The sequence below is a fragment of the Citrobacter sp. CK202 genome (assembly GCF_030333225.1).
Taxonomy (GTDB): Bacteria; Pseudomonadota; Gammaproteobacteria; order Enterobacterales; family Enterobacteriaceae; genus Citrobacter_B; species Citrobacter_B koseri.
In genome coordinates this window covers 394123-412783 of record NZ_JAOWGI010000026.1, presented here as the reverse complement: position 1 = coordinate 412783, position 18661 = coordinate 394123, and the positions used below count along the sequence as shown (strand labels likewise).

General features: G+C 50.4%; 17 protein-coding genes. 12 read left to right on the top strand and 5 right to left on the bottom strand.

Going from position 1 to position 18661, the window contains the following annotated elements; all coding sequences use genetic code 11:
• Positions 1 to 81: 81 nt before the first annotated feature.
• The 5 genes from nifJ to ttcA all read left to right on the top strand — a co-directional run bounded on the left by nifJ (position 82) and on the right by ttcA (position 7135).
• Entirely contained in the window at positions 82 to 3606 is a 3525-nt protein-coding gene (gene nifJ / locus OGX84_RS14780) for a pyruvate:ferredoxin (flavodoxin) oxidoreductase (protein WP_058669204.1), read from the top strand.
• 364 nt (positions 3607 to 3970) lie between these two features.
• A complete protein-coding gene (gene ompC / locus OGX84_RS14775) occupies positions 3971 to 5110 on the top strand; it encodes a porin OmpC (RefSeq protein ID WP_112002058.1) in 1140 nt (379 codons plus the stop codon).
• Between the two features lie 141 nt (positions 5111 to 5251).
• On the top strand, positions 5252 to 5470 hold the full coding sequence (locus OGX84_RS14770; RefSeq protein ID WP_012132297.1) for a KTSC domain-containing protein: 219 nt from the start codon (positions 5252 to 5254) through the stop codon (positions 5468 to 5470).
• A gap of 75 nt (positions 5471 to 5545) precedes the next feature.
• Positions 5546 to 5980 carry a universal stress protein UspF gene (uspF, locus tag OGX84_RS14765; protein WP_012132296.1) on the top strand — a complete coding sequence of 145 codons (435 nt, stop codon included), beginning with the start codon at positions 5546 to 5548 and terminating at the stop codon, positions 5978 to 5980.
• A 219-nt stretch (positions 5981 to 6199) separates the two neighbouring features.
• Positions 6200 to 7135: a tRNA 2-thiocytidine(32) synthetase TtcA gene (ttcA, locus tag OGX84_RS14760; protein ID WP_012132294.1), complete on the top strand. Its 936-nt coding sequence runs from the start codon at positions 6200 to 6202 to the stop codon at positions 7133 to 7135.
• Between the two features lie 81 nt (positions 7136 to 7216).
• Here the strand turns inward: ttcA and dbpA are convergent, their stop codons facing one another.
• From dbpA to zntB, 3 genes are all read right to left on the bottom strand, one after another.
• The gene (gene dbpA / locus OGX84_RS14755; RefSeq protein WP_286458116.1) at positions 7217 to 8590 is read right to left on the bottom strand and encodes an ATP-dependent RNA helicase DbpA; all 1374 of its coding nucleotides are present in this window, start codon (positions 8588 to 8590) and stop codon (positions 7217 to 7219) included.
• Positions 8591 to 8619: 29 nt separating this feature from the next.
• The gene (gene ynaL, locus OGX84_RS14750) at positions 8620 to 8802 is read right to left on the bottom strand and encodes a proline-rich small protein YnaL (RefSeq protein ID WP_072025335.1); all 183 of its coding nucleotides are present in this window, start codon (positions 8800 to 8802) and stop codon (positions 8620 to 8622) included.
• Between the two features lie 275 nt (positions 8803 to 9077).
• Positions 9078 to 10061, bottom strand: a complete 984-nt coding sequence (gene zntB / locus OGX84_RS14745; protein WP_049011948.1) for a zinc transporter ZntB — start codon at positions 10059 to 10061, stop codon at positions 9078 to 9080.
• A gap of 537 nt (positions 10062 to 10598) precedes the next feature.
• Between zntB and OGX84_RS14740 the strand changes: the two genes are divergently transcribed.
• Positions 10599 to 11831: a sensor domain-containing diguanylate cyclase gene (locus tag OGX84_RS14740; RefSeq protein ID WP_012132290.1), complete on the top strand. Its 1233-nt coding sequence runs from the start codon at positions 10599 to 10601 to the stop codon at positions 11829 to 11831.
• Between the two features lie 40 nt (positions 11832 to 11871).
• On the opposite strand, the gene smrA is transcribed toward OGX84_RS14740, so the two are convergent.
• The gene (smrA, locus tag OGX84_RS14735) at positions 11872 to 12435 is read right to left on the bottom strand and encodes a DNA endonuclease SmrA (RefSeq protein ID WP_012132289.1); all 564 of its coding nucleotides are present in this window, start codon (positions 12433 to 12435) and stop codon (positions 11872 to 11874) included.
• 521 nt (positions 12436 to 12956) lie between these two features.
• On the opposite strand from smrA, the gene ogt reads away from it, so the two are divergent.
• From ogt to uspE, 5 genes are all read left to right on the top strand, one after another.
• Entirely contained in the window at positions 12957 to 13472 is a 516-nt protein-coding gene (gene ogt / locus OGX84_RS14730; RefSeq protein ID WP_012132287.1) for a methylated-DNA--[protein]-cysteine S-methyltransferase, read from the top strand.
• Between the two features lie 194 nt (positions 13473 to 13666).
• Complete coding sequence (gene fnr, locus OGX84_RS14725) at positions 13667 to 14419, top strand: fumarate/nitrate reduction transcriptional regulator Fnr (protein ID WP_003020397.1); 753 nt, start codon at positions 13667 to 13669, stop codon at positions 14417 to 14419.
• A 325-nt stretch (positions 14420 to 14744) separates the two neighbouring features.
• Positions 14745 to 15449, top strand: coding sequence for a class I SAM-dependent methyltransferase (locus tag OGX84_RS14720; protein ID WP_225622033.1), 705 nt, complete (start codon positions 14745 to 14747; stop codon positions 15447 to 15449).
• Positions 15450 to 15647: 198 nt separating this feature from the next.
• Positions 15648 to 15851 carry a putative selenium delivery protein YdfZ gene (gene ydfZ / locus OGX84_RS14715; protein WP_024130312.1) on the top strand — a complete coding sequence of 68 codons (204 nt, stop codon included), beginning with the start codon at positions 15648 to 15650 and terminating at the stop codon, positions 15849 to 15851.
• A gap of 259 nt (positions 15852 to 16110) precedes the next feature.
• Complete coding sequence (gene uspE / locus OGX84_RS14710) at positions 16111 to 17061, top strand: universal stress protein UspE (RefSeq protein ID WP_012132283.1); 951 nt, start codon at positions 16111 to 16113, stop codon at positions 17059 to 17061.
• A 56-nt stretch (positions 17062 to 17117) separates the two neighbouring features.
• Here the strand turns inward: uspE and OGX84_RS14705 are convergent, their stop codons facing one another.
• Complete coding sequence (locus OGX84_RS14705) at positions 17118 to 17378, bottom strand: DUF2534 family protein (protein ID WP_012132282.1); 261 nt, start codon at positions 17376 to 17378, stop codon at positions 17118 to 17120.
• 236 nt (positions 17379 to 17614) lie between these two features.
• On the opposite strand from OGX84_RS14705, the gene OGX84_RS14700 reads away from it, so the two are divergent.
• On the top strand, positions 17615 to 18646 hold the full coding sequence (locus tag OGX84_RS14700; RefSeq protein WP_012132281.1) for a mechanosensitive ion channel family protein: 1032 nt from the start codon (positions 17615 to 17617) through the stop codon (positions 18644 to 18646).
• Positions 18647 to 18661: the final 15 nt, after the last annotated feature.

Below are 18661 nucleotides of genomic sequence, written 5' to 3'. Positions count from 1 at the left end.
GTTTGCTAAAATAGAGAGATAACTATCAGGGCCCGCCGATGTTTCGCGAGTCCCTCTTTTTGTGCAATGTAAGGGTGTCATATGATCACTATTGACGGTAATGGCGCGGTTGCTTCGGTCGCATTCCGTACCAGCGAAGTTATCGCCATCTACCCAATTACGCCCAGTTCGACAATGGCTGAGCAGGCGGATGCCTGGGCCGGAAACGGGCTTAAGAACGTCTGGGGCGATACCCCTCGCGTCGTAGAAATGCAGTCGGAAGGCGGCGCCATCGCCACCGTTCACGGGGCATTACAGACCGGGGCGCTCTCGACCTCATTTACCTCATCTCAGGGCCTGCTGCTGATGATCCCAACGTTGTACAAACTGGCGGGACAGCTCACGCCGTTTGTACTCCACGTCGCCGCACGCACCATTGCTACTCATGCCTTGTCTATTTTTGGCGATCACTCTGATGTGATGGCGGTTCGCCAGACCGGCTGCGCCATGCTGAGCGCCGGCAGCGTTCAGGAAGCGCAGGATTTCGCGCTCATTTCGCAGATTGCCACGCTGAAAAGCCGCGTGCCATTTATTCATTTCTTTGATGGTTTCCGTACCTCGCATGAAATCAATAAAATTGTGCCGCTGGCAGATGACACCATTCTGAAACTGATGCCGCAGGCTGAAATTGACGCGCACCGCTCCCGCGCGCTCAATCCTGAACATCCGGTGATTCGCGGCACGTCTGCCAACCCGGATACCTACTTCCAGTCCCGTGAAGCCACGAACCCGTGGTACAACGCGGTTTATGACCACGTTGAACAGGCAATGAATGATTTCGCCGGGGCCACCGGTCGCCAGTACAAGCCGTTTGAATACTATGGCCATCCGCAGGCGGAACGCGTCATTATTCTGATGGGTTCCGCAATCGGCACCTGTGAGGAAGTGGTGGACGAGCTGCTGGCGCGCGGCGAAAAAGTGGGCGTACTGAAAGTCCGTCTGTTCCGTCCGTTCTCAGCGAAACATTTATTACAGGCGCTGCCGGAAACCGTACGTACCGTCGCCGTACTGGATCGCACCAAAGAGCCTGGCGCACAGGCCGAACCGCTGTATCTGGATGTGATGACCGCGCTGGCGGAAGCATTCAACAGCGGCGAGAGAGAAACCTTACCGCGGGTGATCGGCGGGCGCTATGGTCTCTCCTCAAAAGAGTTTGGCCCCGATTGCGTGCTGGCTGTTTTCAACGAACTGGCGAGCGCCAGACCCAAATCCCGCTTCACGGTTGGCATCTATGATGATGTCACTAATCTGTCTCTGCCCCTGCCGGAAAACACCCTGCCCGGTACAGCGAAACTGGAAGCGCTATTTTACGGTCTGGGCAGCGACGGCAGCGTTTCTGCAACCAAAAACAACATCAAGATTATTGGTAACTCCACGCCGTGGTATGCACAGGGTTACTTTGTCTATGACTCGAAGAAAGCTGGCGGCCTGACGGTCTCTCACCTGCGCGTCAGCGAGCAGCCGATTCGTTCCGCTTACCTGGTGGCGCAGGCTGATTTTGTCGGCTGCCACCAGTTGCAGTTTATTGATAAGTATCAGATGGCGGAACGTCTGAAACCAGGCGGTATTTTCCTGCTCAATACGCCGTACAACGCAGATGAAGTCTGGGCACGTCTGCCGCAGGAAGTTCAGGCGGTGCTGAACCAGAAAAAAGCGCGGTTCTTTGTGATTAACGCGGCTAAAATCGCCCGCGAATGCGGACTGGCGGCACGTATTAATACCGTGATGCAGATGGCCTTCTTCCACCTGACGCAGATTCTGCCTGGCGATAGCGCGCTGGCGGAATTGCAGGGGGCGATAGCGAAAAGCTACAGCAGTAAAGGCCAGGAGCTGGTTGAGCGTAACTGGCAGGCGCTGGCGCTGGCGCGCGAATCGGTAACAGAAGTTCCGTTGCAGGCGGTGGACCCGCACAGCGCAAATCGTCCTCCGGTGGTGTCTGACGCAGCGCCCGATTTCGTTAAAACGGTTACAGCCGCCATGCTCGCCGGGCTTGGTGACGCCCTGCCCGTTTCGGCGTTGCCGCCAGACGGCACCTGGCCGATGGGGACGACCCGTTGGGAAAAACGCAACATCGCCGAAGAGATCCCTATCTGGAAAGAAGAGCTGTGTACCCAGTGTAACCACTGTGTCGCCGCCTGCCCGCACTCGGCGATCCGCGCTAAAGTGGTTTCGCCGGAAGCAATGGAGAACGCCCCGGCCAGTCTGCACTCGCTGGATGTGAAATCACGCGATATGCGTGGTCAGAAATACGTGTTGCAGGTGGCGCCGGAGGACTGCACGGGTTGTAACCTGTGTGTTGAAGTTTGCCCGGCGAAAGACCGCCAGAACCCTGAAATCAAGGCCATCAATATGATGTCCCGCCTTGAACATGTCGAAGAAGAAAAAGTGAATTATGACTTCTTCCTCAATCTGCCGGAAATCGACAAGAGCAAGCTGGAGCGTATTGATATTCGCACCTCTCAACTGATCACGCCGCTGTTCGAATACTCCGGCGCCTGCTCCGGTTGTGGTGAAACGCCGTATATCAAGCTGCTGACCCAGCTGTATGGCGACCGCATGTTAATTGCCAATGCGACCGGCTGTTCTTCTATTTATGGCGGTAACCTGCCTTCAACGCCTTACACCACCGATGCCAACGGTCGCGGCCCCGCATGGGCGAACTCGCTGTTTGAAGATAACGCCGAATTCGGTCTGGGCTTCCGCCTGACGGTTGATCAGCATCGCGTGCGCGTCATGCGCCTGCTGGAACAGTTCGCCGATCGCATCCCAACGGATTTAAACGACGCATTGCACGCCGACGCGACGCCGGAAGTTCGTCGTGAACAGGTCGCCGCATTACGCCAGCATCTGAAAGATGTCGACGGCGCGCATGAACTGTTAACCGATGCCGATGCGCTGATTGAGAAATCAATCTGGCTGATTGGCGGTGACGGCTGGGCCTACGATATTGGCTTTGGCGGTCTGGATCATGTGCTGAGCCTGACCGAGAACGTCAATATTCTGGTTCTGGACACGCAGTGTTATTCCAATACCGGCGGGCAGGCGTCGAAGGCGACGCCGCTTGGCGCGGTCACGAAGTTTGGCGAACACGGCAAGCGCAAAGCGCGTAAGGATCTGGGTGTGAGTATGATGATGTACGGTCATGTGTATGTCGCGCAGATCTCGCTGGGCGCGCAGTTAAATCAGACGGTGAAAGCAATCCAGGAAGCGGAAGCGTATCCGGGGCCATCGCTGATCATTGCGTACAGCCCATGTGAAGAACACGGCTACGATCTGGCGCTGAGCCACGATCAGATGCGTCAGTTAACGGCTACCGGCTTCTGGCCGCTGTACCGCTTTGACCCGCGTCGTGCCGATGAGGGTAAACTGCCGCTGGCGCTGGACTCCCGTCCACCGTCAGACGCGCTGGCAGAGACGCTGCTCAACGAGCAACGCTTCCGCCGTCTGAATGCACAGCAGCCAGACGTTGCTGAACAGCTCTGGAAGGATGCGACGGCGGATCTGCAAAAACGCTATGACTTCCTTGCTCAACTGGCAGGTAAAGCGGAAAAGAGCGGTGCTGAATAATACGGCTGTTTGAGTATTCGTCAGAACGAAAAAAAGCCCGAACCAAGGTTCGGGCTTGTCAATTCATTCGCTGGAAGATCAGTACTTATCGCAATGGCCCAACGAAAAAAGCAAAATGTGACAATAAAGGCATATAACCCGCGCAGAATATCGCAACAAAATTAAATTGTATAATTTTTATTTTATATATTTTATTAAAAAACATTCATGTCAATTATCATCATTTCTGTAGAATTATTTAATTAAGATTTTACTTAAGACGTAACAATTCATATTTATCTCTTTACGGAACTTCTCCTTTAGCATGATTTCACTTCCCTTATGGGGAGTCACAGGTAAATAAAAAAACTAAAGGGTTATTTCAATGAAAAGAAAAGTACTGGCTCTCGTAATCCCTGCCCTGTTAGCCGCAGGCGCGGCCCATGCCGCTGAAGTTTATAATAAAGACGGCAATAAATTAGATCTCTATGGCAAAGTAGACGGTCTGCATTATTTCTCTGATGACGCAAATTCTGACGGCGATCAAACATACATGCGTATGGGTTTCAAAGGTGAAACTCAGGTTAACGATATGATCACGGGTTACGGCCAGTGGGAATATCAGGTTCAGGCTAACGGTACCGAAGGTGATAAAGGTGACTCCTGGACTCGTCTGGCATTCGCAGGTATTAAAGTCGGTGACTATGGTTCATTCGACTACGGCCGTAACTACGGCGTACTGTACGACGTGGAAGGCTGGACCGATATGCTGCCAGAATTCGGCGGCGACTCTTATACCAAAGCAGACAACTTCATGACCGGCCGTGCTAACGGCGTAGCAACCTACCGTAATACCGACTTCTTCGGTCTGGTGGATGGTCTGAGCTTTGCGCTGCAATATCAGGGGGCGAATGAAAACCAATCCGGCAGCGAAGACACGTATTCCCAAGAGGGGACAAATAACGGCGGCGACCGTGATGTGAAAAACTCCAACGGCGACGGCTTCGGTATCTCCTCAACTTACGATCTGGGTATGGGCGTAAGCTTCGGTGCGGCATATACCACTTCCGACCGAACGAATCAGCAAGCAAATCACTCTACTGCTGGCGGTGATAAAGCAGATGCGTGGACTGCTGGCCTGAAATATGACGCTAACAACATCTATCTGGCGACCATGTATTCTGAAACACGTAACATGACGCCATATGGTGGAAAAGATAGCTGGAGTGATAGCACCATTGCCAACAAAACCCAGAACTTTGAAGTTACAGCGCAGTACCAGTTCGACTTCGGTCTGCGTCCTGCCGTATCTTTCCTGATGTCTAAAGGTAAGGATCTGGCCGGCGGTGAAGATAAAGACCTGGTTAAATATGCTGACGTAGGCGCGACCTACTACTTCAACAAAAACTTCTCCACTTATGTTGATTACAAAATCAACCTGCTGGATGAAGATGACAGCTTCTACACTCGCAACGATATGTCTACCGACGACGTCGTTGCTCTGGGTATGGTTTACCAGTTCTAAGTCCGTCAGCCCGCTGGCAACGGCGGGCTTTTCTCATAACAACAGTGTTTTATCTATACTAAAACAATATATTTGTTGCGCTAAAACTCTCCATTGATAGATGATATATTGCATAAAGATCTGCTGTAGAGGACGCCGGCAATGAACCATCATCCCGTTAAATCATCCCGTATTGCATCCGTCGGCTATGACGAAACCTCCAGCACGCTGGAAATTCGTTTTCATCGAACCGGTACTCTGCAATATCTCGGCGTCCCGTCGCGTATTTTTCGTGATTTTCTTGTCGTGGTTTCTAAAGGCCGCTTTTATGACGGCGTGATCAAAGGGAAATTTCCAGAGCAGAAACCAAACTCACGCTAAAATGTGACTCCTGTCATTGTACATAAAGTGCCATTAAGGGTTAAACTTTAATCGGATACTTAAACAGGAGGTTTTATGAGCAGAACGATTCTTGTGCCCATCGATATTTCAGATTCAGAATTAACTCAACGCGTTATCACCCATGTTGAAGCCGAGGCAAAAATAGATGACGCAGAGGTCCATTTCCTGACCGTTATTCCGTCACTGCCCTATTACGCCTCTTTAGGCCTGGCCTACTCAGCAGAGTTACCGGCTATGGACGATCTGAAAGCCGAAGCAAAATCTCAACTGGAAGAGATTATCAAGAAGTTCAGTATTCCTGCCGACAGAGTACAGATTCATATCGCGGAAGGTTCTCCGAAAGATAAAATTCTGGAAATGGCTAAAAAATTACCGGCAGACATGGTGATTATTGCTTCTCACCGCCCGGACATCACCACGTATCTGCTGGGCTCCAACGCCGCAGCGGTCGTACGCCATGCCGAATGTTCCGTCCTGGTGGTTCGCTAAACGCATCAGCCCGCACGCCGTTGCGGGCTTTCATATCCACTTTTCAACCCTGCACGCGCTTACCTGCAACCTGAGGTATAACGGGTATAAATGTGCTGACATTCTTCTCGCCAATCCGTACCATACACGCCACAGTTTTTATATCAGATTTCTTTTGCCGGTCTTTCCGGCGTGATGCATACTTTTCTGATGCCACACAATGAATTGAGCCTCCATTAAATGTCGCAAAATCAAGATATTAGCAAGAAAGAACAGTACAACCTGAACAAATTACAAAAACGTCTGCGTCGTAACGTGGGCGAAGCGATTGCTGACTTCAATATGATCGAAGAAGGCGATCGCATCATGGTGTGCCTTTCCGGCGGGAAAGACAGCTATACCATGCTGGAAATTCTGCGTAATTTGCAGCAAAGCGCACCCGTCAACTTTTCACTGGTCGCCGTTAACCTTGACCAGAAGCAACCGGGTTTTCCCGAACACATTCTGCCGGAATATCTTGAGAACCTGGGCGTAGAGTATAAGATCGTTGAAGAAAACACCTATGGGATCGTTAAAGAGAAAATTCCTGAAGGCAAAACGACCTGCTCTCTGTGCTCCCGACTACGCCGCGGTATTCTCTACCGCACCGCAACAGAACTGGGTGCAACCAAAATTGCGTTAGGCCACCACCGCGACGATATCCTGCAAACGTTATTCCTGAACATGTTCTACGGCGGGAAAATGAAAGGGATGCCGCCGAAGCTGATGAGCGATGACGGCAAACACATCGTTATCCGCCCGCTGGCCTACTGCCGCGAGAAAGATATTGAGCGTTTTTCAGAAGCCAAAGCGTTCCCGATCATTCCGTGCAACCTGTGCGGGTCGCAGCCAAACCTGCAACGCCAGGTCATCGCCGACATGCTGCGCGACTGGGATAAGCGTTATCCAGGGCGTATTGAAACCATGTTCAGCGCGATGCAGAACGTGGTGCCTTCTCATCTGAGCGATATTAATCTTTTTGATTTCAAAGGCATTAATCATGATTCCGATGTGGTAGACGGTGGTGATTTAGCCTTTGACCGCGAAGAGATCCCTCTGCAACCCGCAGGCTGGCAGCCAGAGGAAGACGATAACCAACTGGATGAACTGCGTCTGAACGTCGTGGAAGTGAAGTAATTTCTGACTCAGCCGGATGGCGACGTAAACGTCTTATCCGGCCTACGATGCGCATAAGCACCTGTAGGCCGGAACGGGCATTTATTTCAATAAACGAACCCGACAGCTCTTCCCTTTTATCTTTCCGTTCTGCAATTGCTTCCAGGCTTTCTGCGCCACTGGCTGACGAACCGCCACATAGACATGGGCCGGATGTACGGTAATTTTGCCAATATCAGCGCTATCCAGACCAATATCTCCCGTTAATGCTCCCAGCACGTCGCCCGGGCGCATTTTTGCCTTTTTACCGCCATCAATACACAGCGTCGCCATTTCAGCTTCCAGCGGTGCAACCGGAACGTTGCCCGGCGGCGTCAGCCAGTTCAGTTTAAGCTGCAACATTTCAGACAGGATATTGGCGCGCTGCGCCTCTTCCGGCGCGCAAAAACTGATCGCCAGACCGCTGTTGCCTGCACGGGCGGTACGACCAATACGGTGTACGTGAACTTCCGGGTCCCACGCCAGCTCGAAGTTTACGACCAGCTCCAGCGACTTGATATCCAGCCCACGCGCGGCGACGTCCGTCGCTACCAGTACGCGCGCGCTGCCGTTTGCAAAACGAACCAGCGTCTGGTCACGTTCGCGCTGCTCAAGGTCGCCATGCAGCGATAATGCGCTCTGCCCGACAGAATTGAGCGCATCACAAACCGCCTGACAATCTTTTTTGGTATTACAGAAAACAACGCATGACGCAGGCTGATGCTGGCTCAGCAGCTTTTGCAGCAGCGGGATTTTCCCCTGCGAAGATGTTTCAAAAAACTGCTGCTCGATAGATGGCAGCGCATCCACCGAATCAATTTCAATCGTCAGTGGATTTTGCTGAACCCGACCGCTGATCGCCGCGATGGCCTCAGGCCAAGTGGCGGAAAACAGCAGAGTCTGACGGCGTGACGGCGCAAAGCGAATCACCTCGTCAATGGCGTCGCTAAAGCCCATATCCAGCATCCTGTCGGCTTCATCCATCACCAGCGTTTGCAGGGCATCCAGAGAAACGGTGCCTTTTTGCAGATGGTCAAGCAGGCGACCCGGCGTCGCGACAATAATATGCGGCGCATGCTGGAGAGAGTCTCGCTGCGCGCCGAAAGGTTGCCCGCCGCACAACGTCAGGATTTTGGTATTAGGCAGAAAACGCGCCAGACGACGCAGCTCCCCTGCCACCTGATCGGCCAGTTCGCGCGTAGGACAAAGCACCAGCGACTGGGTCTGGAACAGACTGGCATCAATATGCTGTAAAAGCCCGAGACCAAATGCAGCCGTTTTTCCGCTGCCGGTTTTTGCCTGCACGCGCACATCTTTTCCGGCCAGGATCGCCGGTAACGCAGCGGCCTGGACAGGCGTCATCTCAAGATAACCCAACTCGTTAAGATTCTCGAGTTGGGCGGCAGGCAGGACATTCAGAGTAGAAAAAGCGGTCACAATTTAATCTCGCGGTAAAAGACACACAGTCAGCAGGCGCGTATCCTCGCAGATCTCCGCTCTTGATGCGACAATTTAATCGGTTCTTCATCCGGCGGCGGATCTGGCATAGGTTGTGGGCGCGGGATAGGATCGGGAATCGGCACCGGATCGGTTGGTACAGAATCCGACTGGCGCGTTTGCATTTGCAACAACGTGAACAGGCTGGTCATATTACCCTCCGGTCATACAGATTGACTCTTTTAGGGTAGACGCTGATATCCCGCAGGCAAAAAAAAGCCGACTAATCTAAGTCGGCGTCGTACGAATCAATTGTGCTATGCAGTAATTCAAAAAAGGAAGTAAGACAATATGGAGCGCAACGCCCATCGCTTGACGTTGCATTCACCTGCGAGAGAGATATTGCCCCGAATGGGTAGATTGTTTATTGACTTCGCTCAAATTATGCGGCGTTTTTCTGCTCAAAGGACGATGAAAAGCGTTGTTGTTACAACCATTTACTACGATGCAACCATAAGGTAACACCACCAATCAGGACAACTAACAGAATACAGAACATAGAAAATCCAAAATGCCATGCGCCGCCCGGAATTCCCCCAAGATTCACGCCGAACAAGCCGGTTAAAAATGTACTGGGCAGAAAGACCATCGCCATCAGCGACATCGTATAGGTTCTGCGCGCTAAGGACTCCTGCATAACTTGCGCGATTTCATCGGCCATCACGCCCGTGCGCGCAATACACGCGTCGATCTCATCCAGCCCCCTTCCCAGACGATCCGCGATATCCTGCATTCGACGCCGCTGATCATCATTCATCCAGGCCAGACGCTCGCTTGCCAGTCGCGCATAAACATCACGCTGAGGCGCCATGTATCGACGCATCACAATCAGTTGCTTACGCAGTAACGCCAGGAATCCACGCGGCGGGATCTGCTGATCGAGCAGATTGTCTTCCAGGTCGATAATTTTATCGTGTAATTGCTCGATAAATTCGCTGGCGTGATCCGTCAGGGCGTCACACACGTCGACCAGCCAGCCGCCGCAATCGGACGGGCCCGTCCCTTCCTGCAAGTCGCTAACCACCTCATCAAGCGCCAGAACTTTTCGCTGTCGCGTTGAGACGATAAAACGTTCATCCATATATACACGCATCGCCACTAGCTGATCAGGACGTTCATCGGTACTGCCGTTGATGCAGCGTAAGGTGATCAGCGTGCCATCCCCCATCCGACTGACGCGTGGGCGCGAACTCTCGCCAGCCAGCGCATCACGTACAGAATTCGGTAACAAAGGCGTCGACGCCAGCCACTGCGCGCTGTCAGGGTGGGTGTAATTGAGATGCAACCAGCAGGGATGCTGGCTGTCGATAATATCGTCATTTTCAAGCGGCTTAATGCCGCCGCGACCATCCAGTAGCCAGGCAAAAACGGCATCCGGCACATTGACTTCCGATCCCTTGATGGCTTCCACAACGCCTCCACATTCATTCAACGCTTTTTCGTTAGTCTAGCCTTCGGCGTATGTTAAGCAATACCTCATTATCCCATTGCGCTGAAATGATTCAGAAAAGTAAGGTATGGCAGGAAAGGCGCCGGCATCACCGGCGCAAATGTGTTGTGCGAGACAATATGGGGTGTTCAACGGATGATAATTTACTTAATCGAAATTTATGAATTTTAGTCTGTAGATCGATAACCTTGCGTTGCATCATCAGCTTTAATATGTCGTACGGGAAAGGGTTAACCTCTTTCAGAATGATTAGCCTGAGTAATGTTTATATAAGTCGCCATCAACCTTTCTTCCTTTTTACTCGTTCACACTTATATCGACCATTGAAAAAAAACTTATCATTCGTGGATTTGTCCTGGTTCCCTGCTAGATTTATCTGCACGTCTATTGTTGTCTCCCGATTTGTGAAAAAACGCTCCATATCACTGTAAGCTGTTAATAAAAAAGCCATTCACCAATAAACCGGCAACACAGCATGTGAAGATAACGGGATTATCGATGATTGCTCACGAACTCAATGCTCTGGATTTATTAAGTTTTCCTGTCTGGATTGTTTTACCACACACAGAAGAGTTAGTTTTCGCTAATACCGCCGCACGCGAACTGACACAGGAACAGACTTTCAGCCGTCTCAGAAAGGGGATATTTTCAACTTATGCGCAAAATGAACTGCGCATGTACGTTGCTGATTTACACCACCATCACGATATTGTTGAAATTCTGACGGTCTGTCGTGATGGTAAAGAAATCGCCTTAACCTGCCGCCTCTCGGTTAAAACCCTGTCGACGCAGGGAGACGTTATTATTTTTGAAGGCATAGAGACACCTACGGCGCAAGGTCTCAAGGCCAGTCGTTCGGCAAACTATCAGCGTAAAAAACAAGGGTTTTACGCCCGTTTTTTCCTGACGAACTCCGCGCCGATGCTGTTGATAGACCCTTCGCGGGACGGTCTGATCGTCGATGCCAATCTGGCCGCACTCAATTTCTATGGCTACAGCCATGAAGCGATGTGCCAGAAGCATACATGGGAAATCAACGTATTAGGTCGCCAGATCTTACCCGTTATGCATGAGATTGCCCGTCTGCCCGGCGGTCATAAGCCCTTAAACTTCGTCCATAAACTCTCTGACGGCACCACCCGGCACGTACAAACCTATGCGGGCCCCCTTGAGATATACGGCGATAAGCTCATGTTATGCATCATTCATGACATTACCGAGCAAAAACGGCTGGAGCAGGAGCTGGAACGCGCTGCCCTGCATGATGCGCTGACTGGCTTACTGAACCGCAGGCAATTTTATCTTCTTACTGAGCAAAACCATACGCCCCATCTGTCGATGACAATGGATTACAGCCTGCTGCTAATCGATACCGATCGCTTCAAAAGCATTAACGATTTGTACGGTCATTTGAAAGGCGATGAAGTGCTGTGCGCTCTGGCGCGAACGCTGGAAGCCCGCGCACGTAAAGGCGACCTGGTCTTTCGCTGGGGCGGTGAAGAATTTGTCTTGCTGCTGCCGCGAACCTCGCTGGAAGTTGCACTTAATCTTGCAGAATCAATACGCGCCGCCGTGGCGAAAGTCTGTATTCCTGGCCTGCCCCGTTTTACCGTCAGCATCGGCGTCGCACGGCACGAATCGAATGAAAGCATTGATGAATTATTTAAGCGGGTGGACGATGCCCTGTACAAAGCCAAAAACGACGGCAGAAATCGGGTGCTGGCGGCGTAATAAACGTCACAGGCTGCCCGTAAGTAGCCTGTGAACGCCCTTAACGGCTGCGTTTCGCGTGACGCTCCCAGTTTTCCTGCTTTGCCTGCGCCGTTTTACGCAACGCAACATAACACGCTCCGCTGCCGCCATGATGAGGCAGCGCCGTACAGTAAGCCTGAACGTCGTCAAATTCCGTCAGCCAACGCGCCACATAACTGCGCACAATATTGGCATGCGCGTTATCTTCCCGCCCTTTGCCATGAATGATCAGCACGTTGCGTAAACCATCCTGACGCGCCTGGCAGATGAAGCTAAACAGCATCTTGCGACATTCCTCAACCGGCTGACGAAGCAAATTGAGACTCGCCTGCTGGCTGTATTTTCCCGAACGCAGTTTGTCGAGCACGCCCTGCTGCAACCCTTCCCGGCGAAATTCCAGCGGTTCGCCCAAAGGAAGAATATCCAGAAACCCGGTGGTAAGAAAATTGTCGAGCTGGAGCGTATCGATACGCTGCGGCGCCCGTGAATTGCGTGTGGGCTGCCAGTGTACATCAGCGCAACGTTTCAACGGTTGGACATCCTCCATGGCGTCAAGAAACAGCGTTTTGTCGTCAAGGTTCATGATTCCTCCTCCAGCGCGTTAAGACAGGCACTATCATAACCGCGCGCTATTATACCGACAACGGTTTACAGTTATTTCCAATAAACGACACTGGCTCAATTATCTGGCTATGCGCATCTCACTATTTCATCCCCGGTAAAGCCACGTTTTATCCTGCGTTAACCGACAATTTCAGCGGGGCTTTTGTAAAATCAATTATGCCCTGAAAGTGGAATATCTCTTTTATAGCCGTTATAACTTTATTACCCGCTGAGGGAAAACCAGGTCGGGAAAAGGTTAAGGAAGCACTGCTGTGTAGATTTTAGGGGCTGGCGGATGTCGACAGTCCCTGTTTTTTATTCTCCTGCCGTGCTTCATTTTTTCAGCATCTTTATTTGTTCGCTTTTTCAACAAACAATGACGCTAAACGTATTATGCCCGCTTATCTTTTTAGGGGTATGGTTGCGGATATTGGTCGCATGGTATCTTGTTGAACTGCTGATAAGTCCGGGAATTATCCCGCCTGCAATGAGAGATAACGGATGCTGAGATTACTTGAAGACAATATCGCGACCCCGCTGGGGCCGTTATGGGTGATTTGCGATGAGCAATTCCGCCTGCGCGCCGTCGAATGGGAGCAACACAGCGACCGTATGGAACAGCTACTGGACATACATTATCGTTCAGAGGGATACGAGCGCATCGCCGCCAAAAATCCGGGTGGCCTGAGCGATAAGCTCACCGCGTATTTTGAGGGAAATCTCAGCATCATTGATACGCTGGAGACCGCCACTGGGGGAACGCCTTTTCAGCGGGAAGTGTGGCAGGCGCTGCGCACCATCCCCTGCGGTCAGGTTATGCATTATGGTCAACTTGCCGAAAAATTAGGCCGTCCGGGAGCCGCTCGCGCCGTAGGCGCCGCTAACGGATCTAACCCGGTCAGTATCGTTGTACCCTGCCATCGCGTAATCGGGCGCAACGGGACAATGACGGGATATGCTGGCGGCGTGCAAAGAAAAGAGTGGTTATTACGCCATGAAGGGTATCTGCTGCTGTAGAAACCAGGCATTTTGTGCCTTACCCGTCACACTTTGATGCAAAGTAACCACTTATAAAGCATGGATTTTCAAAGGGATATAAATATTTCTCCTGCTTATGCCTGAATTATCCTCTATTGGGGGTAGCTCAGGCTTACGTGCTCACCAAAAAGATGTTAAAATTGACAAATATCAATTACGGCTTGAGCAGACCTATGATCCCGGAAAAGCGAATTATACGGCGCATTCAGTCTGGCGGTTGTGCTATCCATTGCCAGGATTGCAGTATCAGCCAGCTTTGCATCCCGTTCACACTTAACGAACATGAGCTTGATCAGCTTGATAATATCATCGAGCGTAAAAAGCCTATTCAGAAAGGGCAAACGCTGTTTAAAGCAGGTGATGAACTGAAATCGCTCTATGCTATCCGCTCCGGTACGATTAAAAGCTACACCATTACCGAGCAGGGCGACGAGCAAATCACTGGTTTTCATTTAGCAGGCGACCTGGTCGGCTTTGACGCGATTGGCAGCGGGCACCACCCGAGCTTTGCCCAGGCGCTGGAAACCTCAATGGTATGTGAAATCCCGTTTGAGACTCTGGACGATCTCTCCGGTAAGATGCCTAACCTACGTCAACAGATGATGCGTCTGATGAGCGGCGAGATCAAAGGCGATCAGGATATGATCCTGTTGCTGTCGAAGAAAAATGCGGAAGAACGTCTGGCTGCCTTTATCTACAATCTGTCCCGTCGTTTTGCCCAGCGCGGTTTCTCTCCGCGTGAATTCCGCCTGACGATGACCCGTGGCGATATCGGTAACTACCTTGGCTTAACGGTCGAAACGATCAGCCGTCTGCTGGGTCGTTTCCAGAAAAGCGGCATGCTGGCGGTGAAAGGTAAATACATCACCATCGAAAACAGCGATGCGCTCGCAGTGCTTGCTGGTCATACTCGCAACGTTGCTTAATCTTTCCGCAAGTAAGTCAGTTATCCTTCTGTTAAATCATTAAATTTTCCTGATTTATTGGTTTGACAGAAGGAATCACACCACGTCAATAAGCTAAAGAAATCTCAAATACGTAGCCATTACTCCAGTTGGACACCACTGGCATGGTTTACGCCCCGCCTGGCCGTTTTCGGATTAACCACATTGATTCATCATGCCGGAAAAGTACAATCCGCAGCGGCTGGCAACCGTTCTATATTCGCACTATCGAACGATCGCCAGCTGGCCGCAGTTGCGTTCTTGCATACGACGCAACTGCGGCAACTCTAACCCCTTGTCATTTATAATGATTATTGATTTAATTCCCCCCGAAAACTATAAACAGGTGGAATTAATGAATAGAAACACAGATAACGGATCTAAAGTTTACACCCCCCTCACACTAAAACTTTATGACTGGTGGGTCTTAAGGGTATCAAATCGGCTTGCATGGGGGTGCCCCACTAAGGAATACCTTCTTCCACACTTCCTCCGACATTTAGGGAAAAAACATCTGGATATTGGTGTAGGAACCGGATATTACCTCACTCACGCTCCTGAAAGCCGTTTAATATCGCTAATGGATTTGAACGAAGCAAGCTTGAGCACAGCATCAACAAGGGCTGGAGAAACGAAAATTCAGAGCAAAATTACCCATGATGTTTTCGAGCCTTACCCAAAAACCTTGCATAATCAATTTGACTCCATCTCCATGTTTTACCTTCTTCACTGCCTGCCTGGAGATATGTCTGCAAAAGGATGTGTAATACAGAATGCCGCGCAGGCTTTAACCGACAATGGCACTCTTTACGGCGCTACCATTCTTGGTGATGGCGTTAAGCACAATATTTTCGGTCAAAAACTGATGCGCATTTACAACCGGAAAGGCATTTTCTCAAATACCGGAGATTCAGAGGCGGGCTTAACGCAAATACTGTCCGAGTACTTCGAGGATGTTAAAACTACGGTTAAAGGTACTGTAGTTATGTTTTCAGCTTCAGGAAAAAAATAACAGTCAGCCGCACCAGGGTCCTGCATCGTGCGTAAACCCCGTCGTCAGCGGTTTAGTGAGTATAGAAAAAGTGTGACCTTGATCAAAAACAAAAAAAGATTATGGCAAAGGTGTATTTATATTACGTTCGCTTCTGGACTGCGGCCCGGATTGTTAAGCGGATTTTTTGATACCCAGATATTAAGAGGAGAAATAACCATGATCACTTATGATCGTAACCATAATCCTATTACTAATGGCAGTCGGGTTATGATTAATGGGACGGGCAGAACGGGTAAAATCGTTGCCATACATTCTAACGGGTTAACTCCAGCCCAGTTACGCCGCAACAAAACCGTCGAAGTGGAAGGCTGTGAAGGCCAGTTCGAACCCGTTGAACTGATCCGTCTTGGTTCCCACTAACGATAAGAATGCCGCTATGGCGGCATTCATGAATCAAACAGATTTAATTACAGACTCTACTAAGCCGCTATTTACCCCAGGTATGCCCCGGAAGTCTGATTTTACTGATAGAAATTGTTTACATTCAATACACTGCCCTATAGAACAGCAAATTTTCCTGATTTATTGATCTGGCAGAAGGTTCCCCCCTGTTTCATTCAACATATATGGGTTACTCTTTTAATTACAAACTGCGGTGACAGTTGTAAGGAGACCCTGTATGGCTATGTATCAAAATATGCTGGTGGTCATCGACCCAAACCAGGACGATCAACCCGCATTACGACGCGCTGTTTATTTGCATCAACGGATTGGTGGCAAAATTAAAGCCTTTTTGCCGATCTATGATTTTTCCTATGAAATGACCACCCTGCTCTCGCCTGATGAGCGTACCGCGATGCGTCAGGGCGTCATCAGCCAGCGAACAGCCTGGATACGCGAACAAGCGAAATACTACATCGAAGCAGGTGTTCCCGTTGAGATAAAAGTGGTCTGGCACAACCGTCCCTTTGAAGCCATTATCCAGGAAGTGATCAGCGACGATCACGATCTGGTGCTCAAAATGGCGCACCAGCATGACCGCCTGGAAGCGGTAATCTTTACGCCGACTGACTGGCATTTGTTGCGTAAATGCCCAAGCCCGGTATGGATGGTCAAGGACCAACCGTGGCCTGAAGGCGGTAAAGCGCTGGTGGCCGTGAACCTGGCGAGCGAAGAACCTTATCACAATGCGCTGAATGAAAAGCTGGTCAAAGAAACGCTGCAACTTGCAGAACAGGTGAACCATACCGAAGTCCATCTGGTTGGCGCCTACCCCGTGACGCCCATCAATATCGCAATCGAACTGCCTGAATTTGATCCGAGCGTTTACAACGACGCGATTCGCGGTCAGCATTTGCTGGCGATGAAGGCGCTACGTCAGAAATTCAGCATTGATGAGAAAGTGACGCATGTTGAAAAAGGGTTGCCTGAAGAGGTTATCCCGGATTTAGCCGAGCATCTACAGGCGGGTATCGTTGTACTGGGTACGGTTGGTCGTACCGGGATATCTGCGGCCTTCCTGGGCAATACGGCGGAACAGGTTATCGACCATTTGCGCTGCGATCTGCTCGTCATTAAACCCGATCAGTATCAGACACCGGTCGAACTGGACGACGAAGAAGACGATTAAGCCTATTTTCGTGCCGGGTAGCGCTTATGCCTACCCGGCGAAGCCGCTCACTCACGTTACTGTTTGTCCTCACCACCGAGGAAATAGATCCCCAGCGGAATGGCCAGCAGAATAGTGAAAACCAGACTGTAGACGCAAATCATTGATGACTGGATGAAATACATCGAGGTTGTCCACTCGGACAACGGAATATCATACTGTTCGATCACGCCGCCGATAGTCGCCCGCGTAACCACTGATGCCGCAATAATAAACACCGCCAGCAGGCCCAACAGAAATTTCTTCCCCTTTGCTGTCTTCAGCTTTGTCATGATCATGGTATCGTCCTTTTGCAGATGAAAGCCCTGTTACTTGCGCGTAACAATACCATGACAATCCCCCGTTGTCTGCCACACAAGTCGTGACATAATATTCACATCGCGCGTCCCTGTCTGAAAATGCGCTACGTCTTATTCTTTTTGATCAATGACCAGCGCATTCGAAGCGGATAAAATATCTGCACCTCAGAATCTTTTAGCGTTATATCAACCATACGGGGTAGTGACAGACCAAAATGATTGCAGAATTTTTTTTCAAAAACGCGTTTAATCTGGCAATAATTTTTGGCAGTGGCGCCGCCTTACTTCTGATGAGTATTGTGTTTCGTCGTGGCGAGAAAAGAAGAAAAGGATTTATATTTCATGCCGTGCAGTTCTTCGTTTATGCCCTTATCATCGGCACGCTGGGCAGTATCGCCAATAATGTTATTGAAAACTACGATCTGAAATTCATCTCTCCAAATGCCGTCGATTTTATCTGCACATCTCTGATTGCGCTGATTCTGACAATAAAACTGTTTTTACTCATCAACCGCTTTGAAAAATCACAGATCGGTAAAGGCAGAGACGTCACCAGTGCGAAGATCCTGTCTCGCATTATAAAGATCACTATTATTATCGCCATCGTTTTACTCTATGGCGAACACTTCGGCATGAGTCTGTCCGGATTGCTGACTTTTGGCGGCATTGGCGGCATCGCTGTTGGGATGGCGGGCAAGGACATTCTGAGCAACTTTTTCTCGGGGATTATGCTCTATTTTGATCGCCCCTTTAGCATTGGCGACTGGGTTCGTTCCCCGGACAGAAATATTGAAGGTACCGTGACTGAAATCGGCTGGCGAATGACCAAAATTAACACCTTCGACCACCGCCCTTTATATGTGCCGAATTCTATTTTCTCCGCCATTAGCGTGGAGAATCCCGGCAGGATGACCAACCGACGTATTAAAACGGTGATCGGGTTACGGTATCAGGATGCCAGTAAAACAGGCGTTATTGTTGATGCGGTCAGAACGATGCTGCAAAACCACCCTGATATCGATCAGCACCAGACACTGCTGGTCTATTTCAATGAATTCGGCGAATCATCGCTGAATATCATGGTCTATTGCTTTAGCAAAACCACCGAATGGGAAGCCTGGCTTGCGGTTCAGCAGGATGTTTACCTGAAGATTATCGACATTGTTCAGGCGAACGGCGCAGATTTTGCGTTCCCAAGCCAGACGCTTTATCTGGATAACGCCGCGTCACCGCAATCCGCAAATTAAAAAAGACGCGGTATT

Excerpts from the sequence above, each read along its gene's own strand:
- OGX84_RS14700 (WP_012132281.1), top strand. The coding sequence starts at position 17,615 with ATGATTGCAGAATTTTTTTTCAAAAACGCGTTTAATCTGGCAATAATT.
- ogt (WP_012132287.1), top strand. The coding sequence starts at position 12,957 with ATGCTGAGATTACTTGAAGACAATATCGCGACCCCGCTGGGGCCGTTA.
- nifJ (WP_058669204.1), top strand. The coding sequence starts at position 82 with ATGATCACTATTGACGGTAATGGCGCGGTTGCTTCGGTCGCATTCCGT.
- ttcA (WP_012132294.1), top strand. The coding sequence starts at position 6,200 with ATGTCGCAAAATCAAGATATTAGCAAGAAAGAACAGTACAACCTGAAC.
- smrA (WP_012132289.1), bottom strand. The coding sequence starts at position 12,435 with ATGAACCTTGACGACAAAACGCTGTTTCTTGACGCCATGGAGGATGTC.
- ydfZ (WP_024130312.1), top strand. The coding sequence starts at position 15,648 with ATGATCACTTATGATCGTAACCATAATCCTATTACTAATGGCAGTCGG.
- OGX84_RS14770 (WP_012132297.1), top strand. The coding sequence starts at position 5,252 with ATGAACCATCATCCCGTTAAATCATCCCGTATTGCATCCGTCGGCTAT.
- uspF (WP_012132296.1), top strand. The coding sequence starts at position 5,546 with ATGAGCAGAACGATTCTTGTGCCCATCGATATTTCAGATTCAGAATTA.
- uspE (WP_012132283.1), top strand. The coding sequence starts at position 16,111 with ATGGCTATGTATCAAAATATGCTGGTGGTCATCGACCCAAACCAGGAC.
- OGX84_RS14705 (WP_012132282.1), bottom strand. The coding sequence starts at position 17,378 with ATGATCATGACAAAGCTGAAGACAGCAAAGGGGAAGAAATTTCTGTTG.
- OGX84_RS14740 (WP_012132290.1), top strand. The coding sequence starts at position 10,599 with ATGATTGCTCACGAACTCAATGCTCTGGATTTATTAAGTTTTCCTGTC.
- ompC (WP_112002058.1), top strand. The coding sequence starts at position 3,971 with ATGAAAAGAAAAGTACTGGCTCTCGTAATCCCTGCCCTGTTAGCCGCA.
- ynaL (WP_072025335.1), bottom strand. The coding sequence starts at position 8,802 with ATGACCAGCCTGTTCACGTTGTTGCAAATGCAAACGCGCCAGTCGGAT.
- OGX84_RS14720 (WP_225622033.1), top strand. The coding sequence starts at position 14,745 with ATGATTATTGATTTAATTCCCCCCGAAAACTATAAACAGGTGGAATTA.
- fnr (WP_003020397.1), top strand. The coding sequence starts at position 13,667 with ATGATCCCGGAAAAGCGAATTATACGGCGCATTCAGTCTGGCGGTTGT.